Annotated in this window: 17 protein-coding genes; 6 read left to right on the forward strand and 11 right to left on the reverse strand. The window is 61.5% G+C overall.

Annotated elements, in window-relative coordinates; genetic code table 11:
• Nucleotides 1-102 precede the first annotated feature (102 nt).
• Genes GTQ41_RS02285 through GTQ41_RS02310 form a run of 6 tightly spaced genes read right to left on the reverse strand, consistent with a single transcriptional unit; the run spans nucleotide 103 to nucleotide 4,345 of the window.
• Nucleotides 103-1,782, reverse strand: a complete 1,680-nt coding sequence (locus GTQ41_RS02285) for an acyl-CoA synthetase family protein (protein ID WP_047290914.1) — start codon at nucleotides 1,780-1,782, stop codon at nucleotides 103-105.
• Nucleotides 1,779-2,324, reverse strand: a complete 546-nt coding sequence (locus GTQ41_RS02290) for a membrane protein (protein WP_047290915.1) — start codon at nucleotides 2,322-2,324, stop codon at nucleotides 1,779-1,781. Before GTQ41_RS02290 ends, GTQ41_RS02285 begins: the two co-directional genes overlap by 4 nt.
• Complete coding sequence (locus GTQ41_RS02295; RefSeq protein WP_041074867.1) at nucleotides 2,321-2,575, reverse strand: acyl carrier protein; 255 nt, start codon at nucleotides 2,573-2,575, stop codon at nucleotides 2,321-2,323. Before GTQ41_RS02295 ends, GTQ41_RS02290 begins: the two co-directional genes overlap by 4 nt.
• 9 nt (nucleotides 2,576-2,584) lie before the next feature.
• A complete protein-coding gene (locus GTQ41_RS02300) occupies nucleotides 2,585-2,860 on the reverse strand; it encodes a phosphopantetheine-binding protein (RefSeq protein WP_041074865.1) in 276 nt (91 codons plus the stop codon).
• Complete coding sequence (locus GTQ41_RS02305) at nucleotides 2,844-3,650, reverse strand: 1-acyl-sn-glycerol-3-phosphate acyltransferase (RefSeq protein ID WP_047290916.1); 807 nt, start codon at nucleotides 3,648-3,650, stop codon at nucleotides 2,844-2,846. Before GTQ41_RS02305 ends, GTQ41_RS02300 begins: the two co-directional genes overlap by 17 nt.
• Nucleotides 3,626-4,345 carry a beta-ketoacyl synthase chain length factor gene (locus GTQ41_RS02310; RefSeq protein WP_047290917.1) on the reverse strand — a complete coding sequence of 240 codons (720 nt, stop codon included), beginning with the start codon at nucleotides 4,343-4,345 and terminating at the stop codon, nucleotides 3,626-3,628. The genes GTQ41_RS02305 and GTQ41_RS02310 overlap by 25 nt, the downstream gene beginning before the upstream one ends.
• A gap of 363 nt (nucleotides 4,346-4,708) precedes the next feature.
• Between GTQ41_RS02310 and GTQ41_RS02315 the strand changes: the two genes are divergently transcribed.
• Nucleotides 4,709-5,479: a ParA family protein gene (locus GTQ41_RS02315; RefSeq protein WP_041074859.1), complete on the forward strand. Its 771-nt coding sequence runs from the start codon at nucleotides 4,709-4,711 to the stop codon at nucleotides 5,477-5,479.
• Nucleotides 5,480-5,592: 113 nt separating this feature from the next.
• Here GTQ41_RS02315 and trxC read toward each other — a convergent pair whose 3' ends face one another.
• Nucleotides 5,593-6,027 carry a thioredoxin TrxC gene (gene trxC, locus GTQ41_RS02320; protein ID WP_047290918.1) on the reverse strand — a complete coding sequence of 145 codons (435 nt, stop codon included), beginning with the start codon at nucleotides 6,025-6,027 and terminating at the stop codon, nucleotides 5,593-5,595.
• Nucleotides 6,028-6,220: 193 nt separating this feature from the next.
• On the opposite strand from trxC, the gene GTQ41_RS02325 reads away from it, so the two are divergent.
• Together GTQ41_RS02325 and GTQ41_RS02330 are read left to right on the forward strand one after the other, a co-directional pair.
• A complete protein-coding gene (locus GTQ41_RS02325) occupies nucleotides 6,221-6,517 on the forward strand; it encodes a type II toxin-antitoxin system HigB family toxin (RefSeq protein WP_047290919.1) in 297 nt (98 codons plus the stop codon).
• Complete coding sequence (locus tag GTQ41_RS02330) at nucleotides 6,514-6,915, forward strand: type II toxin-antitoxin system HigA family antitoxin (RefSeq protein ID WP_047290920.1); 402 nt, start codon at nucleotides 6,514-6,516, stop codon at nucleotides 6,913-6,915. Before GTQ41_RS02325 ends, GTQ41_RS02330 begins: the two co-directional genes overlap by 4 nt.
• A gap of 6 nt (nucleotides 6,916-6,921) precedes the next feature.
• On the opposite strand, the gene selO is transcribed toward GTQ41_RS02330, so the two are convergent.
• The 4 genes from selO to GTQ41_RS02350 all read right to left on the reverse strand — a co-directional run bounded on the left by selO (nucleotide 6,922) and on the right by GTQ41_RS02350 (nucleotide 15,390).
• Nucleotides 6,922-8,385: a protein adenylyltransferase SelO gene (gene selO / locus GTQ41_RS02335; RefSeq protein WP_047290921.1), complete on the reverse strand. Its 1,464-nt coding sequence runs from the start codon at nucleotides 8,383-8,385 to the stop codon at nucleotides 6,922-6,924.
• Nucleotides 8,386-8,433: 48 nt separating this feature from the next.
• Nucleotides 8,434-11,787, reverse strand: a complete 3,354-nt coding sequence (gene mscK / locus GTQ41_RS02340) for a mechanosensitive channel MscK (protein WP_047290922.1) — start codon at nucleotides 11,785-11,787, stop codon at nucleotides 8,434-8,436.
• Nucleotides 11,788-11,821: 34 nt separating this feature from the next.
• Entirely contained in the window at nucleotides 11,822-13,564 is a 1,743-nt protein-coding gene (locus tag GTQ41_RS02345) for a potassium/proton antiporter (RefSeq protein WP_041074130.1), read from the reverse strand.
• A gap of 200 nt (nucleotides 13,565-13,764) precedes the next feature.
• Nucleotides 13,765-15,390, reverse strand: a complete 1,626-nt coding sequence (locus GTQ41_RS02350; protein ID WP_047290923.1) for a methyl-accepting chemotaxis protein — start codon at nucleotides 15,388-15,390, stop codon at nucleotides 13,765-13,767.
• A gap of 278 nt (nucleotides 15,391-15,668) precedes the next feature.
• Here GTQ41_RS02350 and GTQ41_RS02355 point away from each other — a divergent pair, with 278 nt between their 5' ends.
• The 3 genes from GTQ41_RS02355 (at nucleotide 15,669) to GTQ41_RS02365 (ending at nucleotide 18,235) form a co-directional block, all read left to right on the forward strand.
• Entirely contained in the window at nucleotides 15,669-15,899 is a 231-nt protein-coding gene (locus tag GTQ41_RS02355) for a hypothetical protein (protein ID WP_007967306.1), read from the forward strand.
• Nucleotides 15,896-16,198, forward strand: coding sequence for a cell division protein ZapA (locus tag GTQ41_RS02360; RefSeq protein WP_007967308.1), 303 nt, complete (start codon nucleotides 15,896-15,898; stop codon nucleotides 16,196-16,198). Before GTQ41_RS02355 ends, GTQ41_RS02360 begins: the two co-directional genes overlap by 4 nt.
• Before the next feature lie 99 nt (nucleotides 16,199-16,297).
• The gene (locus GTQ41_RS02365) at nucleotides 16,298-18,235 is read left to right on the forward strand and encodes a methyl-accepting chemotaxis protein (RefSeq protein ID WP_047290924.1); all 1,938 of its coding nucleotides are present in this window, start codon (nucleotides 16,298-16,300) and stop codon (nucleotides 18,233-18,235) included.

Below are 18,235 nucleotides of genomic sequence, written 5' to 3' on the forward strand. Positions count from 1 at the left end.
AGCTTGCTCCCGCTCGAGTGCGCAGCACTCGCTCGCAGTTTTGCGTGAACCGGGTTTGGGGCCGCTGCGCAGCCGAGCGGGAGCAAGCTCCCTGGCCACAGGTTATGCATCGGCGGCTCCTAGCAGGATGCGTCCGCTGGAGCAGGTCGCGGTGTCATTGCGGTAGGCGAAATACAGCTTGCCGCGCTCGGGATCGAAGCGCAGGTGCAGTTGGACTTCATCGCCCGGGCGCACCAGTTGCTGGAATTTCAGCACTTCCATGCCGGTAAATTTATCGGGCAGGTTCAGCAGTTGTCGGCCGAGGTTCAGTGCCCATTCGACCTGCACCACGCCTGGCAACACCGGGGCTTTGGGGAAGTGACCGCTGAAGTAGGCCAGATCCGGTGGCACACTCAATTGCAGGCTCCACTCGCCGTCGGTTTCGACTTGCTCCAGCACTTCTGGCGCTTTCGGCCGTGGCGCCAGCAACCGTGCTTCGATGTCGGCCTGGGGCAGTTTGCCTTGGCTGTTCAGCGGCAGTTGCCGCACCAGACGCCAGCGCCGGGGCAAGGCCAGCGCTTCGCAATGCTGGCTCAGGTGTTTGCGCAGGGCTTCGGTCAGGCTGCGACGGCCGTGTTCGCGCAAGGCAAACAGGCCAGCGTCGCTGAGCACCAGCAGGGCGCCGAGTACTGCGCGGTTTTCCTGAACCACGCCCAGCCGTGCTTCGGCGACCCAGTCATGGGCGCCCAGTGCCTGTTCCAGCATTGGCAGGGAGATACGCTTCTCTTCGAGTTTGACGATACGGTCCAGCCGCCCGAGCAGCTCGAAACGCCCGTCGGCAGCGATGCACGCAGCGTCGGCGGTGTGTTCGACATGCCCCGCCGGCAAATAGGGGGAAGCGATCAGCAGGGCGCCGTCGCTGTCCTGGCTCAGTTCAACCCCGGCGAAGGGCTGCCACAGGCTGGCGCCTTGGCGCCAGGCGATACCGCCGGTTTCCGAGCTGCCGAGGATTTCGGTCGGCCACTGTTGCAAGCGTTGCTGCAGGCTTTGCGCCGCGTCTGCGGGTAATGCGCCGCCGGAGGAAAACACCCGGCGCACGGCACTCAGCGCCGGCCAGTCGAGGTTGTCGCCCATGCGCTTGAGCAGCGCCGGGCTGCCGACCCAGGCGAAGGCCGGATGTTCGCGGCTGGCGCGTTGCAGATCTTCCGGGAACGCCAGTTGCCTGCGCACGAACGGCCGTCCGGCGCACAGCGGCCACAGCACGCGGAACAACAAGCCGTAGATGTGCTGAGTGGCGACACTGCCGATGATCCAGGCTTCACCCAGATCCGCCCCCCACAACTGTTCCAGGGCTTCGACCTCGTTGGCCAGTTGGCGCAGGGTCTTGTCGATGCGCTTGGGCTCACCGCTGGAGCCGGAGGTGCACAGGCTCAGGCGGCACTGGTCGAGATCCAGTTCGACGCCGGGCAGGGCAGGCTGCAACAGATCGCTCAGGTGTGAATCATCGGAGTGGTCGCTCAGCCACAGATCGACTTCACTCGACCAGCGCTGGCGGGTCTGCGCTTGCAGGTCCGCGGGCAACAGGACGCTGACGCTGGCGCGCCAGGCCCCGAGCAGGGCGATGGCGAGGTCGGCGGCATCTTCCAGATGCACCGCCACGCGCTGCACGCCGCGTGCTTGCAGGCCGGCGGCAATGCTTAGCGCCTGCTCGCGCAGTTGCGCATGGTCGAGGGCCGGGGTGTCGGTGATCGCTCGCCCCGGCAGGGCCTTGAGCAACAGTTGCTCAAGTTTTATCCAGTTCATTTACGGCCTCTTACCCGTTGTCGTATCAGCCATTCAATGGCAAACATCAGGCCGATCAATCCGTAGGAGATCAGGCCGGTGTACAACATCCACCAATGCAGCGGCGCCCACAGGGTCAGGAGCGCGGCGCACAAACCGTTGCAGAAGAAAAACACGCTCCAGGCCACGGTGACCTGACGGGTGTAGCGGATCGCCTCGGGCGGCAGTTGCGGCTCGCGGATCCGCGCCAGGCGCTCGACCATCGGCGGGCCCCATTTCAGGCTCAGGCTGAACAGCACCAGCATGAAACCGCTGATCAGCACCGGGTACCAGCGCAGCAACAGCGGACTGTCAAACAGCGCCAGCAGCAGGCAGAACACGAGCGCCACGCAGGCCATCCACAGACTGCCTGGCTTGCGCTCGCCAGTCAGGGCCCGCGCCAGCCACAGGCTACCCAGCAGCAGCCCGAACTGCCACGGGGCGAAGTGCTCCATGCCGAAATACACCGCAAAGGGGTACAGCAGCCCCGCCAGCAGCAGGCCGAGGCCGATCAATCGGCTCATGCGGCCGGTTGAACCAGACGGTAGACCGCCTCGACCACGTCGCCGACGGTGCGCACCGACTTGAATTCCTCGGCGGCGATTTTCTTGCCGGTCTGGCGTTTGATGTGATCGATCAGATCGACCGCGTCGATGCTGTCGATCTCCAGATCCTGATACAGGTTGGACTCCAGGCTGATGCGCCCCGGATCCAGTTCGAACAGCTCGACCAAGGCATCGCGCAGGGTGTTGAAAATGTCGTCACGAGTTTGCATGGTCCGGTCTCAAGCTGCCTGTTTTGCCGTGACGAATGCCGCAAGGCTCGCCACGTTGGTGAAGTGGTTACGGGTGTCTTTGGCGTCGGCGTCGATCTTGATGCCGTATTTTTTCTGGATCGCCAGACCCAGTTCCAGCGCGTCGACAGAATCCAGACCCAGGCCTTCGCCGAACAGCGTCTGTTCGTCACCGATATCGTCGACGCTGATGTCTTCGAGGCCCAGGGCATCGATGATCAGCCGTTTGATGTCGCGCACCAGGCCAGGGTTATTCAGATCGCTCATCTTCGGCGAGCTCCTTAATGAAGTAAGAGTGCAAATAATCGTTGAGCTTGCGCGAGGCCTGCGGTGCCGGGCCTTGCGTGGCGAAAGTCTGTGGGTCTATATCGGCCCCGACACGAAAACTGAAGTGCACGCGGCGGTGGGGGATCCGATACCAGGGTTCGGCCTTGGTCAAGGTGGTCGGATTGACCTTGATGACCACTGGCGTAAGGATTTTCGCACCGCGCAGGGCAATCGCCGCCGCCCCCCGATGAAAGGCGGGCGCCTGACCGGGCTGTGTGCGCGTGCCTTCGGGGAAAATGATCAGGGTCTGGCCGTTTTGCAGGGACTCGGCCGCGGCGTCGAGCATGTCCATGCTGCCGTCATTGCTGATGTATTCGGTGCGGCGCAGCGGGCCACGGGTGAACGGGTTTTCCCACAGGCTTTTCTTCACCACGCAATTGGCCTGGCGCACCAGGCCGATCAAGAACACCACGTCGATCAGCGACGGGTGATTGGCGATGATCATTTGCCCCGGGCGACCGAGACGTTCCGCCCCTTGAATGTCATAGGTCAGTACGCCGGTGCGGGCCATGAAACGGACGAAAAACCAGAACAGCCGACTGACGGTCTGCCGTGCGCGCTGACGATGTTGCAAGGCATCGCCGGGCAGGCAACCGAGCAGCGGAAACACCAGCAGGCGCAGGCACAACCCGCCCAGCCCGAACAGCGCGAAACTTGCGGCAGTGGCCAGGAGGCGCCAGTAGTAGGCGTCGCGGTTTTTCTCGGTCACGGGTTGCGTTGCCAGGTCCATACACGATTTTTCCAGGCATGTTGGCAATGGGTTTGCTGACCGAGCAGGGTTCGCAACAGGTTCAGTGCGTGTGGCCAGTGCGCTTTGGACACTGCTTCCTGGCCGCTGTTCAGGGTCAGCCGCCAGCCGGTACCGGGGGTGAGCAGCAGACCGACCGCATAAGGGAACGGCACGTCGTCGATCCACTGCGAATAGGCTTGGGGCGGCTGTTCTTCGGTGATGATCAGCAGCACCGCCGGAGCGCCTTCATCGAGCAGGGCGGCCGCTTCGAGAATGCCATGTTCCAGGCCATCGCCCGCGGCCGCAAGGGCCGTCATTTCGCTGGTTTCGCCGCGCATGATCGACCACAGACCGATGATCGCGTTGTGCACCGACAGGCTGAACTGCGTCGGCGACAACGGCTCGTCCTTGGCCAGGTCACTGAGAATCTCGAAGGTGCGCGGGGTTTCGCCGTGTCGTGAAACAAACACCAGCGGCAGGTTTTCCCGTCCGTCGGCCAGCGGCCAGCCGACACTGAACGCCATCCGCGCCAGACGGCTGAGGCGCCGGCGCTGCATGGCGGGCAGAAACGACACATCGGGCGCGGCATCGCTGTCCGGGAGTACGACCGGTTGTCGGCTCCAGGCCTGCCACGCGTCCACGCTGTCGAGCCCCGGGGCCCATGCGCGCCATTGGGCGATGTTGAAGTTGATCACGGATGTTCATCCCGCCCCTGCGGGCTTTTATATGACGCTTTGAGTCGCCAAAGCCGCGGCTGACCTGATGTGGCGCTTGGCGCCGGGTGGCGCGCATTATCCCGGTGCGACGAGTGTGTAGCAAATGTTGGTTACGTTTTGCGCAGCAAAATGTACCGAGTGGTCCGCAGAAAAGCTGTCACTTGGCCATTATCCGGACCGTGCCGGATTTGTCTGTCGGGCCTGTCAGCGCACACGGCAGGTTTTTGCCCTCTGTGCCCGCTGATTTTTGCACCTGACTCTGTAGTCCGCGTCGTTGAAGGTAGCGAAGCGCACGCACAGGCAACTACACTCGGTCATTCTTTGATACACGGAGGTTTTGTCATGCGGCGCGTGGTGTTCAATCAGAAAGGTGGTGTGGGCAAATCCAGCATTGCCTGCAATCTGGCGGCAGTGAGTGCCAGCGAGGGCTATCGTACGCTGTTGGTCGACCTCGATGCCCAGGCCAACTCCACTCAGTATCTGACCGGGCTCACTGGCGATGACATTCCCATGGGCATTGCCGACTTCTTCAAACAGACCCTGTCATCGGGGCCGTTTTCGAAGAAAAACCAGGCCGACATCTACGAAACCCCGTTCGACAACCTGCACATCATCACCGCCACCGCTGAACTGGCCGATCTGCAGCCCAAGCTTGAGGCCAAGCACAAAATCAACAAGCTGCGCAAATTGCTCGATGAACTGGACGGCGAATACGACCGGATTTATCTCGATACGCCGCCAGCGCTGAACTTCTATGCGGTGTCGGCGCTGATCGCCGCCGATCGGGTATTGATTCCGTTCGATTGCGACAGCTTCTCGCGTCAGGCGCTGTACGGGCTGCTGGCGGAAATCGAAGAGTTGAAGGAGGACCACAACGACGGCCTGGAAGTCGAAGGCATCGTGGTCAACCAGTTCCAGGCCCGGGCCAGTCTGCCGCAGCAGATTCTCGATGAGTTGATTGCCGAGGGCTTGCCGGTGCTGCCGGTGTATCTGAACAGCTCGGTGCGCATGCGCGAGTCGCACCAGGCCAGCACCCCGCTGATCCACCTCGACCCACGGCACAAACTGACGCAGCAGTTCGTTGAACTGCACAATCTGCTCGAAGATCACTGATTTTCCTGTGGGAGCGAGCCTGCTCGCGAAGCGGCCAGCACGTTCAACATCTCGGTTGACTGAACGGGCGCCTTCGCGAGCAGGCTCGCTCCCACATGGGGTCCTGTGGAGGGTCAGATGCCCTGGCTACGCAGCCACGCCAGCAACTGCGGCAACGGAAACGCCCCGCTCTGACGCGCCACTTCCCGGCCGTTCTTGAACAGAATCAAACTCGGAATCGAACGAATCCCCAGCTGCGCCGACAACTGCTGATTGGCTTCACTGTCGAGCTTGGCCAGCCGGCACTTGCCTGCCAACTGCGCCGCCGCCTGCTCGAATACCGGCGCAAACGACTTGCACGGCCCACACCAGTCCGCCCACACATCCACTAACAACGGCAGATCACCCTTGATCTGGCTGGCGTAATCGCCTTGCTTGAGTTCGAACGGCTTGCTCCGCAGCACCTCGGACTTGCAGCGCCCGCATTTTGGCTGGTCGGCGAGGCGTTCGGCGGGGATGCGGTTGAGGCCATTGCAGGCGGGGCAGGGGATCAGTAATTGGGTGGTCATGAGCGAGGTCCAGTGAAGGGCGATAAATCCTAGTTGGAGACGTTTGCTCATATTTTCAATCATGCGGATGTCAATGTTGGATCTAGGCTGAGTCGTACCCAGGCAGACCGTTGGTCTGCCTGGGTGTATCGCAAGTTGCGATAATTTTGTTTTGTGATTAACTCCCCATAGCAGAATGCGATAAGGATGTTGCATGCATGTGTTCAGTGAAAAACCCATTCGTGAGGCCAAGGAGCAGTGGCCACAGGCAGCAAGCGCGCTAGCGCAATGGTTTCGTCTGGCAAGCAGGAGTTATCCAAAGGACTTCGCGGCAATGAAGTCGATATTTCCTGCCACCGACAAGGTGGGTGATCTCCACGTTTTCGACATTGGTGGCAACAAATTGAGGCTAATCGCTTTTGTCAGTTATCGGTCACAAAGGCTCTACATCAAGCATGTGCTCGACCACCGCGAATACGATCGGGGCAAATGGAAGGAGGGAAAGGTATGAGTAGTTTGATCAAGACAGTTGCCGAGCACTGGGAGTTTGTCTCTCCGTTGCTGCGAAAACCGAAAAATGAAGAGGATTACGACGTCTTGGTTCAGGCCGTTGACGAGATCCTTGAGATAACTGGTGATGATGGCTCGCATCCGCTCGCGAGTCTGGTGGACATCATCAGTGACTGGATTGGGGAGTGGGATCGCACACACCATCCGATGGCCGAGGCGAGCGGCGAAGAGGTCCTTGGCTACCTGATGCGCGAACATGGACTGACTCAGAGCGACCTGCCGGGTGTGGGTACTCAATCTGTTGTTTCGGAAATTCTGAACGGCAAGCGCAAGTTGAACTTGCGGCAAGTTCGCTGGCTGGCCGACTACTTCAAGGTGCCTGTAGACGTATTCATCTAGTCTGCCTCAAGACGAACAACTGATCTCCAGATGCTTGCCCCACTCCGGCGGCCGCTCGGCATAGCCTTCCATTCCCGGCTGTTCGTCGAACGGTTTGCTCAGCACCGCATGCAGCCGGCGCACCTCGGAGTAGTCGCCTTGTTCGGCAGCATCGATGGCCTTTTGCGCCAGATAGTTGCGCAGGATGTACAGCGGATTGACCGCGTGCATCCGTGTGCGGCGCTGTTCCTGATCGCTGTCGCCATCGCGGGCAACCCGTGCCACGTAGCGTTCGCCCCAGGCGTCGAAGCCTTTGATATCGACGAAGTCATCGCGCAATTGGGCGACAGCCTGTTCTGCTGAATCTTCGCCGAGGCGGCGGAAGAACAAGCTGTAGTCGACGCCGCTGTTCTGCATCAGCTGCAGCAGGTCTTCGAGCAATTTCTGGTCGTCATCTTCGGCGCTGGTGAAGCCGAGGCGGCGGCGCATCAGGTCGAGGTAGTGCGCCTGGAACAGCGGCAGGTACAGGCCGAGGGTTTCGCGCAGGGCTTCGACGCTGATGAACGGCGTCAGCGCCTGGGCCAGGGCGCTGAGGTTCCACTGGCCGATCGGCACTTGATTGCTGAACGAATAGCGACCCTGATCATCGGAATGGTTGCAGATGAAGTGGGCATCGAAATCGTCAAGAAAGGCGAACGGGCCGAAGTCGAAGGTGATGCCGAGGATCGACATGTTGTCGGTGTTCATCACCCCGTGGCAGAAGCCGTACGCCTGCCATTTGGCAATCAGTTCGGCATTGCGCTCGACAATTTCGCGGAACATCGCCAGATACGGCTCCGGCTGCTCCAGGCATTCGGGATAGTGCATCGCCAATACATGCTCGCCGAGCTGCTTCTGCTGCTCGGGACGCTTGGTGTAATAGAAATATTCGAAGTGGCCGAAGCGAATGTGGCTCGGCGCCAGACGCAGCACCATCGCCGCGCGTTCCTGCTTTTCACGCCATACCGGAGTGTCGGAGCCGATCACGCAGGCCGCGCGTGAAGACGGGATGTTCAGCGCGTGCAGCGCTTCGGAAGCGAGAAATTCACGGATCGATGAACGCAATACCGCGCGGCCATCGCCCATGCGCGAAAACGGCGTCTGCCCGGCGCCCTTCAGGTGCAGATCCCAATGTTCGCCGGCCTGGTTATACACCTCGCCGAGCAACAGCCCGCGACCGTCACCCAGTTGCGGTGTGTAGCCGCCAAACTGGTGCCCGGAATAGACCATCGCCCGTGGCTCGGCATCGGCCCACAACGTGTGGCCGCCGAACAGTTCGGCGAATTCCTGAGTGTCCGCCGTCGTCGGCTCGAGATCGAGCAGGGCCAGCGCCGCCGGGCTGGCGACGACCAGACGCGGGTTGTCGATCGGCTCGGGCAGCACATGGGCGGAGAACGCGTCGCCCAGGCGGGCGAAGCGATTGTCGAAGGTCAGTTCGTCGAGGGCTTTCAAGGGCCGGCTCCAGCAGAATGTCCGAGCATTCTGCTGGGATCAGTCCGGTTAGTCGAGTTTGGCCGGCGGCGGCTCTTGCAGCGGCTTTTGCTCCGCGCCGATCGGGACGATGGTTTTGTTCTCGTCTTCGATGGGTACCAGCTTGTATTCCTGGCCATGAAGGTTTTTCAGGTACACCTCCATCTGGCGGAACGAGATGTTGATGTGCTGCTTCTTGAATTCGCGGTTGATGAAGCGGTTCACTTCATCGATCACCGGGTTGCGGTCACCGAGGTCACGTACGTGCATACGCAGTTCGTGATCGAGGGTGCTTTCGCCGAAATTGAGGAAGTACACGTGCGGCTCGGGTTCCTTGAGCACGCGCGGGTTTTCCCGGGCAGCCTTGAGCAGCAGTTCCTTGACCAGATCCAGGTCGGAGCCGTAATCCACACCGAGTTTCAGCGTGACGCGGGTAATGGTATCGGTCAGCGACCAGTTGATCAATTGCCCGGTAATGAACGTCTTGTTCGGGACAATGATGTCCTTGCGGTCGAAATCGGTGATGGTGGTGGCGCGGATGCGGATCTTGCTGACCGTGCCCGACAGGTTGCCGATGGTGATGGTGTCACCGATCCGCACCGGGCGTTCGAACAGGATCATGATGCCGGAGATGAAGTTGGCGAAGATCTCCTGCATACCGAAACCGAGACCGACCGACAGCGCGGCCACCAGCCACTGCAACTTGTCCCAGCTGACGCCGAGGGTCGACAGCGTGGAAACGAAACCGACGCCGGCGATCACGTAGGACAGCAGCGTCGTGGTCGCATAAGCGCTGCCCTGCGCCAGATTGAGTTTCGACAGCACGAACACTTCGAGCAGACCCGGCAAGTTGCGCGCCAGGGCGAAGGTGATGCCGATGATGATCAGCGCGCCGAGCATGTCGCCGATGCTGATCGGCACCATGCTCATGTTGGCGCCGGTGCCGCTGGTGTATTCGTAGAGGGTGATGTTGTCGAGGTACGAGAACACCGAGATCAGATCGGCCCAGACCCAGTACAACGCGGCGATGAAGCCACCGAGCAGCGCCAGACGGATCAGGCGCAGCGACTGTTCGTTGACCTTCTCGATGTCCAGGGTCGGCTCTTCGATCACCGCTTCGCCGTCGCCGGCCTCTTTGGCCGCCTGACGTTTGGCCAGGGCGCGCTGATAGGCCAGGCGGCGTGCAGCGACCGCCAGACCGCGCACGAACGTGGCTTCGATCACCAGCCAGAACATCAGCAGGTACAGGGTGTTGATCAACCGGTCGCTGAGTTTCAGCGCAGTGTAGTAGTAGCCGAAGCACACCGCGACGAACAGCGCGATTGGCAACAGAGTGAACATCACGCCCACGGCCTTGCGGAACAAGGAGGTGTTTTCGTGGGCCGGGCTGCTGATCAGCAGGCGGCTGAGCAGCCACGCCATCAGCGCGTAGCAGGTCAGCACCACCGGCATGCCGATGACGTCGTCGGCCAGCGCCGCCGGTTGCAGCTCGGCCACCGCCACTACGGTCACCAGCGCCATCACCACCAGCCCGAGGCGACGGATCCAGCCCTGCAGGAACTCGACCTGCGGCTTGTCCCAGCGGAAATGCAGCTCGGCCACACCGCCTGGCGAGAGAATCCGGTAAGCGGTGTAGAACACCAGCCACGCCTGACCCATTTGCAGCAGCGCCGCGCCCATGTTGGCGTTCTGCCCGCGGGCGTCGATCTGCAGGGCCAGCCCGCACAGCGCCAGGCCAAGGGCCACCGGCATCGCCAGCAGTATGTTGATCAGGATCGCCTGCGGGGTATGCCACTGGCTGTCACGCTTGAAGTGGCCGATGTCCTGGTGAACCTTGTTCAGCCGTGCATACAGCGCCTTGCGCCGCCACAGCAGAGCGCCGATCAGCAGGGCCAGCGGCAGAAACAGCAGCGGACGCTGGGTCAGACCGTCGGTCAGCTCGCTCAGGCTCGAGGCCAGCGGCAGGGTATCGATCTGCCGCTTGAGCCGCTCCGGCACGCCGCGAAGCCATTCCGCGTCCAGTGGCTTGTTGCTGGGGATCCAGAACATTTGCTCGTCGAGGGTCGCACGCAGGCTCTGCGCGGTGCTCAGCAGTTGTTTCTGGTTGAGTTGCAGGGTGATCGATTCGTTGAGCACCGCGCTCAACTCGCGGTTCAGACGTTCCAGCAGGTCGGCGCGGGTGTTGGCCAGTTCCATCAGGCTCTTGCGCAGTTGCGGGGTGACTTGCTCCGGCGGCTGGGTGGAAAGCAGGTTGTCGACGTAGGTCGCCGGGTTGCTCAGCAGTTCGCGCTGCTGACTGACTTCGAACTGATACAGGCGAATGTCGGCGATCTGGTCCGCCAGATCGCGGTCGACCTTGAGCCGCGGCAACGCCTGCTTCTGCTTATAGAGAATCTTCGACAGCAGCAGGCTGCCCTTGAGCACGTTGATCTGCTCGTCGAGGGCCGAGTCGCTCTGGGTCAGGCTGTCGAGTTGCTGTTTGGTCTGCAGGTTCTGTTGGGTGACTTCGTTGAGGCGGTCGGTGCTTTTGAGCAGGTAATCGGAAAGCTTGAGGTTGGCGGCGCTTTCAGTGGCGAGCAGGCTGCTGCCGCCGGCCTTCTGAGCCTCGATCGATTGCTGGGTGACGGTTTCCTGCGACTGTGCCAGACGCTTCTGGTTGATCAGCGTCTGCAGTTCCTGGATCTCGCGATCGAGTCGGTCGGACTTCTCCGTGAGCAGGTCGTGCTGACTGTTGCCCAGATCCTGCAACTGGCTGTTGCCGGCCAGTTCCTGGCGGCGCAGCGGGATCAGCGCGTTCAACGCGGCGAGCTCGGCGTTCAATTGATCGCGTTGCTCGGCACTGACGGTCTTGCCGCTGTCCTTGCCGGATTTGAGGATGTTGTTGATCTGCTGGATGCGCGTCTGGCTGGCAGAGATTTCTGCCTGCGCACGCTCTGGGCGAGTCTGGGCGGTGATGATCAGGCTGTTGGCATCGGCCAGGGCTTTTTGCAGGTCACTTTGCTGGGTCGAGCGATCGGTGAGGATCTGCTCCAGCTGCTGGATCGACTCTTTGCTGAAACGCTGCGCCACCGGCACCACTGCCGTGGCCTTGAGGCGCGTGAGTTCGCGGGTGTTCTCGATGGTCTGCCGCGGGGCGGAGGCCAGTTGCTGCTTGAGGTCGATCAGCTTCTGCTCGTAATCACGCCGGCTGTTGAGCTGGTTGAGCGTGGTTTGCAGGACCGTTTGCAGGGTCTTTTTGTCGGCATCCGGCAGTTTGCTGTCGGCCAGTTTGTCCAGGCTGGCCTGCACGGCTTCGCTGGACGGCGGTTCAGCGGCATACAGCGGGCCGACGGAAAGACTCAGGCCCAGCAGGGCCGCGAAAAAGAAAGAGCGCAGGGTAGGCATAGAGACCGGTCAAGCAAGTGAGAGTGGACGCAGTTTAGAGGAAGAGACCGGGACCCGGGCGACTTCCTTCGGGGAATCTGACGCCCACTTTGCCGATCTTGTTCCCGTCCATGACCGCGACCGTCCAGTGGGTGTTGTTCCACTCCACCTGGTCGCCAACGATCGGCGCCCCGCCCACCTTCTGGGCAATGAACGCGCCCAGGGTCATGTCCGGATCAATGCCCTCGGCCGGCAACCCGTACAGCGCTGCAACCGCTTTAAGCTGGGCGTCTCCTTCGAGGACGAAGTCACCGAAGAAACGCAGATCCAGACCGCGTTGCGGTGCCTGGCTGAACAGTTTGCCGAGGGCTGGAAGGTTGTGTTCATGGCCGATAACACACAGCAAATCATCGACTTCCAGCACGGTACTACCCGACGGATGGAGCAGTTGCTGGCCACGAAACAGCGCGGCGATACGTGTGCCTTCGGGCATTTTCAGTTCGCGCAGCGGTGAACCAATGCACCATTTCTCGGCGCCGAGCTTGTAAACGAACAGTTCCCACTCGCTGGTGATGTGCACTTCCAGCGCCGAACGCGAGATCGGCGCCGGCTCCGGCGGCACTGTCACCTTGAGCAGTCTGGCGACCCACGGCAGGCTTGTGCCCTGCACCAGCAGCGACACCAGCACGATGAAAAACGCGAGGTTGAAGTACAGCTGCGCATTCGGCAGCCCGGCCATCAACGGGAACACTGCGAGAATGATCGGCACCGCGCCGCGCAGACCGACCCAGGAAATAAACGCTTTCTCGCGACCATGGAACGCCTTGAACGGCAGCAGGCCGACGATCACCGACAGCGGCCGGGCGAACAGAATCATCCACAGCGCCAGACCGAGGGCGGGCAGGGCGATCGGCAGCAAGTCATGCGGAGTGACCAGCAGCCCCAGCACGAGGAACATGCCGATCTGCGCCAGCCAGGCCATGCCGTCGAGCATATGCAGGATGCCGTGACGGCTGCGCACCGGGCGGTTGCCGATCACCAGACCGCACAGGTACACCGCGAGGAAGCCGCTGCCGTGCAGGGCGTTGGTCAGGGCGAACACCACCAGACCGCCGGCGATCACCAGAATCGGGTACAGGCCGGTGGCGAGGTTGATCCGGTTGACCAGTTGCAGCATCAGCCAGCCGCCGCCCAGACCGATCACGCCGCCGATGCCGAACTCGCGGATCAGGTGCGTCAGCAGGCTCCAGTGCAGGCCGGTCTGGCCGCTGGCGAGCATGTCGATCAGGGTCACGGTGAGGAACACCGCCATCGGGTCGTTGCTGCCGGATTCGATTTCCAGGCTGGCGGTCACCCGTTCGTTGAGGCCTTTGCCGCCGAGCAGCGAGAACACCGCAGCGGCGTCCGTGGAGCCGACGATGGCGCCGATCAGCAGGCCCTGAATCAGGTTCAGGTCGAACAGCCACGCGGCGGCCATGCCGGTCAGCCCGGTGGTAATCAACACCCCGACCGTCGCCAGTGACAGCGCCGGCCACAAGGCCACGCGGAAACTCGAAACCCGGGTGCGCAAGCCGCCGTCGAGGAGGATTACCGCCAGTGCGAGGTTGCCGACCAGATAGGCCGTCGGGTAGTTATCGAAAATGATCCCGCCGCCATCGACCCCGGCGGTCATGCCGACCGCGAGGATGATCACCAGAATGGGAATGCCGAGACGGGAGGACAGTGAGCTGACAAGAATGCTCGCACCTACCAGCAACGCGCCGATCAAGAACAGGCTGTTGATGGTCGTCGCATTCAAAGGCAGTACTCCAGAAGCGTAAAGACGGGCACAAACTGACCATGCAGTCTGCGTGCCAGCGATTTAACCTGTTGAAATGTGATGCTGTCAAAAAGCTTTTTTCAAGATCAAAAGATCGCAGCCTGCGGCAGCTCCTACAGGGTGTAAATCAATCCCATGTAGGAGCTGCCGCAGGCTGCGATCTTTTTGCTTTTTAAACGTTACAGGCTGAACCGCCCGACCATGTTGTTCAGGTCCAGCGCCAGGCGCGAGAGCTCGTTACTCGCCGCACTGGTCTGATTCGCGCCGGTGGCCGATTGCACCGACAGGTCGCGGATGTTCACCAGGTTGCGATCCACTTCGCGGGCCACTTGCGCCTGCTCTTCGGCAGCGCTGGCGATCACCAGATTGCGCTCGTTGATCTCGACGATCGCGGTATTGATGGTGTCCAGCGACATCCCGGCACCCCGCGCAATGTTCAGCGTCGATTCGGCGCGCTCGGTGCTGTTGCGCATCGAGTCCACGGCGTGTTCGGTGCCGCTCTGGATGCTGCCGATCATGCGTTCGATTTCGCTGGTCGACTGCTGGGTGCGATGCGCCAGCGCACGCACTTCGTCCGCCACCACGGCAAAACCACGCCCGGCTTCACCGGCACGCGCCGCTTCGATCGCCGCGTTCAGGGCCAGCAGGTTGGTCTGATCCGCCAGACCACGAATCACGTCCAGCACCTTGCCGATGTCACGGGACTCATTCGCCAGATCGCCGATCAGGGTCGCAGTGCTCTGTACATCGGCGCTCATGCGTTCGATGGCGCTGACGGTTTCCTGTACCAGATCACGGCCGTCGCCCGCCGAAGTGGTGGCGTTCTTCGAGGCTTCCGAAGTGCTCACCGCATTGCGCGCGACTTCTTCCACGGCGCTGGTCATCTCGTTGACCGCGGTGGCGGCCTGCTCGATTTCGTTGTTCTGCTGGGTCAGGCCACGGGCGCTTTCGTCGGTGACGCTGTTCAGCTCTTCGGCAGCGGAAGCCAGCTGGGTGGCCGAGCCGGAGATGCGCTGCAAGGTGTCGCGCAGCTTCGATTGCATCTTGGCCATGGCCGCCAGCAGGCGCCCGGCTTCGTCGCTGCCGTCGACGTGGATCGGCTGGGTCAGGTTGCCCTCGGCAATGGTTTCCGCCGCGTCCAGCGCTTTGGAAATCGGCTTGGTGATGCTGATGGTCAGCAGCCAGGCGAACAGGAAGGTCAGGCCGGTGGCCACGACCAGCAGGGTGACCACCAGATTGAACGCCGAGGAATACTGGTCGACCGCCTCTTGATTGGTCTGGCTGATCTGCTCGCCGTTGATCTGCATCAGGCGGTTGAGCACGGTGTTCATCGCTTCGGAGTTGTTCAGCAACTCGGTGTTGAGCAGGTTGCGCAACTCGTCCACCTGATTGTTGCGCGACAGGCTCTTCATCCGGTCTTCGATCTGCCGGTACTGGCCCAGCAGCTGCACATATTGATCGTAGGCTGCGCGTTCCTGCGGGCCACTGATTAACGGCTCATAGGCCGATTGGGCGGCGCGGATCTGCTGGTTGCGGGTGTCCAGCAGTTCCATGGTCTTCTGCTGCACGTCCGGCTCGCGATTGACCAGCAAGCGATACGACAGCACCCGCAGGCGCAAGGTCAGCTGCGTGAACTCGTCGAGGTTCTTGATGCTCGGCACGCTGCTGTTGGTGATGTCCTCGGCAGCGCCGCGGATTTTGCTCATCTGATTCAGGGCGAACACGCCGAGAATCAGCATCAGGCCGCCGATCAGGGCGAAGCCGGTGAACGCCCGGGGGGCGATATTCATATTGCGAAGGGACATGGCGCGGATACCAGAAAGGGCCGCATCCATGCGGGCTGAGACTGCTGTATGGATGACTTATCGGTCATACGACTAAAGTCTTGAGGCGCTGTGCGTATTTGTCGCATAGGGGGCTGAGCGACGAAGTGCAGGAACCAGATTGGCAGATCACAGTCTTTTAAACTCGCGAGAACGGTCGGCCGCCAGGGAAATCAAGGCCTTGCGCCGGTATAACCCTGGCATCCGCAGTGACTTTTCTTTATCGTACGCGCCCTTTGAAAAACGCCTGGAAGATCAAAATGTTGGAAGCATCCCTCAGCCAATTGGAACAGCTCGTCAGCGACCTGGTGCAACAGAACCAGACCCTCGCGCAAACCAACCAGACCCTGTCCACGGAACTGGCCCAGGCCAAGGATGAAAACGAAAGCCTGCAACTGAGCCTGATGGAACAGGAAGAGAAGCACGGCGCCACGGCAGCACGCATCCAGGCCTTGGTTGATCGCGTCAACGCAGGTCCTGTCAGCGCATGAACCACGGCACCGCAGGGGTAAAAGTCATCTCCATTCTCGGGGAGGACTATTCGATCAAGGCACCGGCCGGGGAAGAACAGACCCTGCTGGACGCCGCACTGATGCTCAAGGCCGCTCTGGCCGACACCAAACGCAAATACCCGACGCTGATCGGTGACCGTTTGCTGGTGCTGGCAGCGATGAACCTGTGCTCGCAGCAGATCGAAATGAAGAAGCAGCACCAGCAGGAACTCGACCGTTACCAAGAGCAAGTCAGCGCCACGGTCGACACCATCGCCAAGACCATCAATCAGGGCTGATGGGGTTGGGCACAACCAAAGAATAGATTGTCGATCAGGTTGTATACAATCGGCACGGCTGTTGCATTGTTTCGGCCACTTATTCTTTGGGGGTGCTCCATGCAGTTGTGGCGACGCAGTATTCAATGGCAGTTGATTCTCAGCATGGGCACCGCCCTGCTGGTCAGCATCCTGATCGTGGTTGGCATTTATACCCTGGTGGTCAACCGCCTCGCCCAGAGCTATCTGGTCGAACAAGCGCTGCCGTCGAGCATCGAAGCGACGCGCAACGATATCGAACGCATCCTCGTCCAGCCGCTGACCGCCGCCAAAGACATCGCCAGCAACAGCATGGTGCGTGACTGGCTGGCCTCGGGTGAAGACAGCAGCAAAACAGCGGCTTTCGCGCAGTATCTGGAAGGCATCCGCGCCGAACATAAAGCCTTCACTGCGTTAATCATCGGCAGCGACTCCAATCACTACATCACCGAAAAAGGCCTGGATCGCACGCTCAGCCGGACCAAACCAGCCGATGCCTGGTTCTATTCCTTTCTCGACAGCAACCAGCCGCGCACCCTGAACATCGACAACGATGGCGCCACCGGAGAATTGGCGCTGTTCATCGACTTGAAGGTCGAGCAGGCCGGCAAAGTGGTCGGTGTCGCCGGGCTGGGCTTGAGCATGAAAGAGCTGTCGGAGCTGATCCACAACTTCAGCTTTGGCGAGCGCGGCAAGGTCTATCTCGTGCGTTCCGACGGTTTGATCCAGGTCCATCCCGAGGCGCAGTTCAGCGGCAAGCGCACCCTCACGGAGCAAATCGGTGCGTCGGCGGCGCAAGCGGTCATGGGTCAAAAAGTCGCCACCAACAGCTCGTTCCAGCGCGATGGCGAAGACTTCCTCGCCTTCAGCCTGCCGCTGCGCGATCTGGGCTGGACGCTGGTGGCCGAAGTGCCGCAAGCGCAGATCTACGCCGAAGCCCGCAAGGCGATGTGGATGAGCGGCGGTATCGGTCTGGCGGTGGCGCTGGTGTGCCTGGCGCTGGTGGTATGGCTGGCTCAAGGGCTGGTGCGACCGATTCGTCAGGTAACAGCCGCGCTGGTAGCGATCGGTAGCGGCGGTGGAGATTTGACCCATCGGTTAGATTCCAGCCGCGCCGATGAGCTGGGCGATCTGGCTCGGGGCTTCAACCGTTTCCTCGACAGTCAGCGCGGGCTGATCGGCGAAGTCCTGACCACCAGCGAACGCTTGCGCACGGCGGTCGGCCAAGTGGCGAAGGTGGTGGAAAACACCGCCGAACGTTCCGGGCGCCAGCAGGAAATGACCGACATGGTTGCCACGGCGGTGCACGAGATGGGCCTGACCGTGCAGGAAATCGCGCAGAACGCCGGCAACGCCGCACTCGCCTCACAAACCGCCCGGGATGAAGCGCTGCAGGCACGGGAGGTGGTTGGCGGTTCGATTCGTCATATCGAAAGCATGTCCGATGAGATTGGCGTGGCGGCGGGCGCGGTGGGTGAACTGGCGCATCAGGTGGCGTCGATCGATTCGGTGCTGGCGGTGATCCGCGGGGTGTCCGAGCAAACCAACCTGCTGGCGCTCAACGCTGCCATCGAAGCCGCGCGGGCCGGGGACATGGGCCGTGGGTTTGCCGTGGTGGCCGATGAAGTACGCACCTTGGCGCGCAGGACTCAGGCGTCTACCGACGAGATCCAGCAGATGATCGGCAGCCTCAAGCAAGGCGCGGAGAATGCGGTGTCATCGATGCGTACCGGGCAGGCGGCGACCGGCACGGGGGTTGAGTCGAGCCAGCGTACCGGCGCCTCCCTGACCGCGATTACCGGGCAGGTCGAGCGCATCAGTGACATGAACCATCAAGTGGCGACCGCGACGGAAGAGCAGTCGGCGGTGACTGAAGAGATCAATCGCAACGTGCAGGGGATTTCCGATCTGGCCCGGGCCACGGCGGGCGAGGTGCGGGCGTGTCGTGAGGATTGTCAGATGTTGCAGCGATTGGCGGATGATCTGGCGCGGCAGATGGGTGGGTTCAAGTTGAGCTGA

Source organism: Pseudomonas sp. AN-B15 (assembly GCF_019056475.1).
In the GTDB taxonomy this organism is placed as follows: domain Bacteria; phylum Pseudomonadota; class Gammaproteobacteria; order Pseudomonadales; family Pseudomonadaceae; genus Aquipseudomonas; species Aquipseudomonas parakoreensis.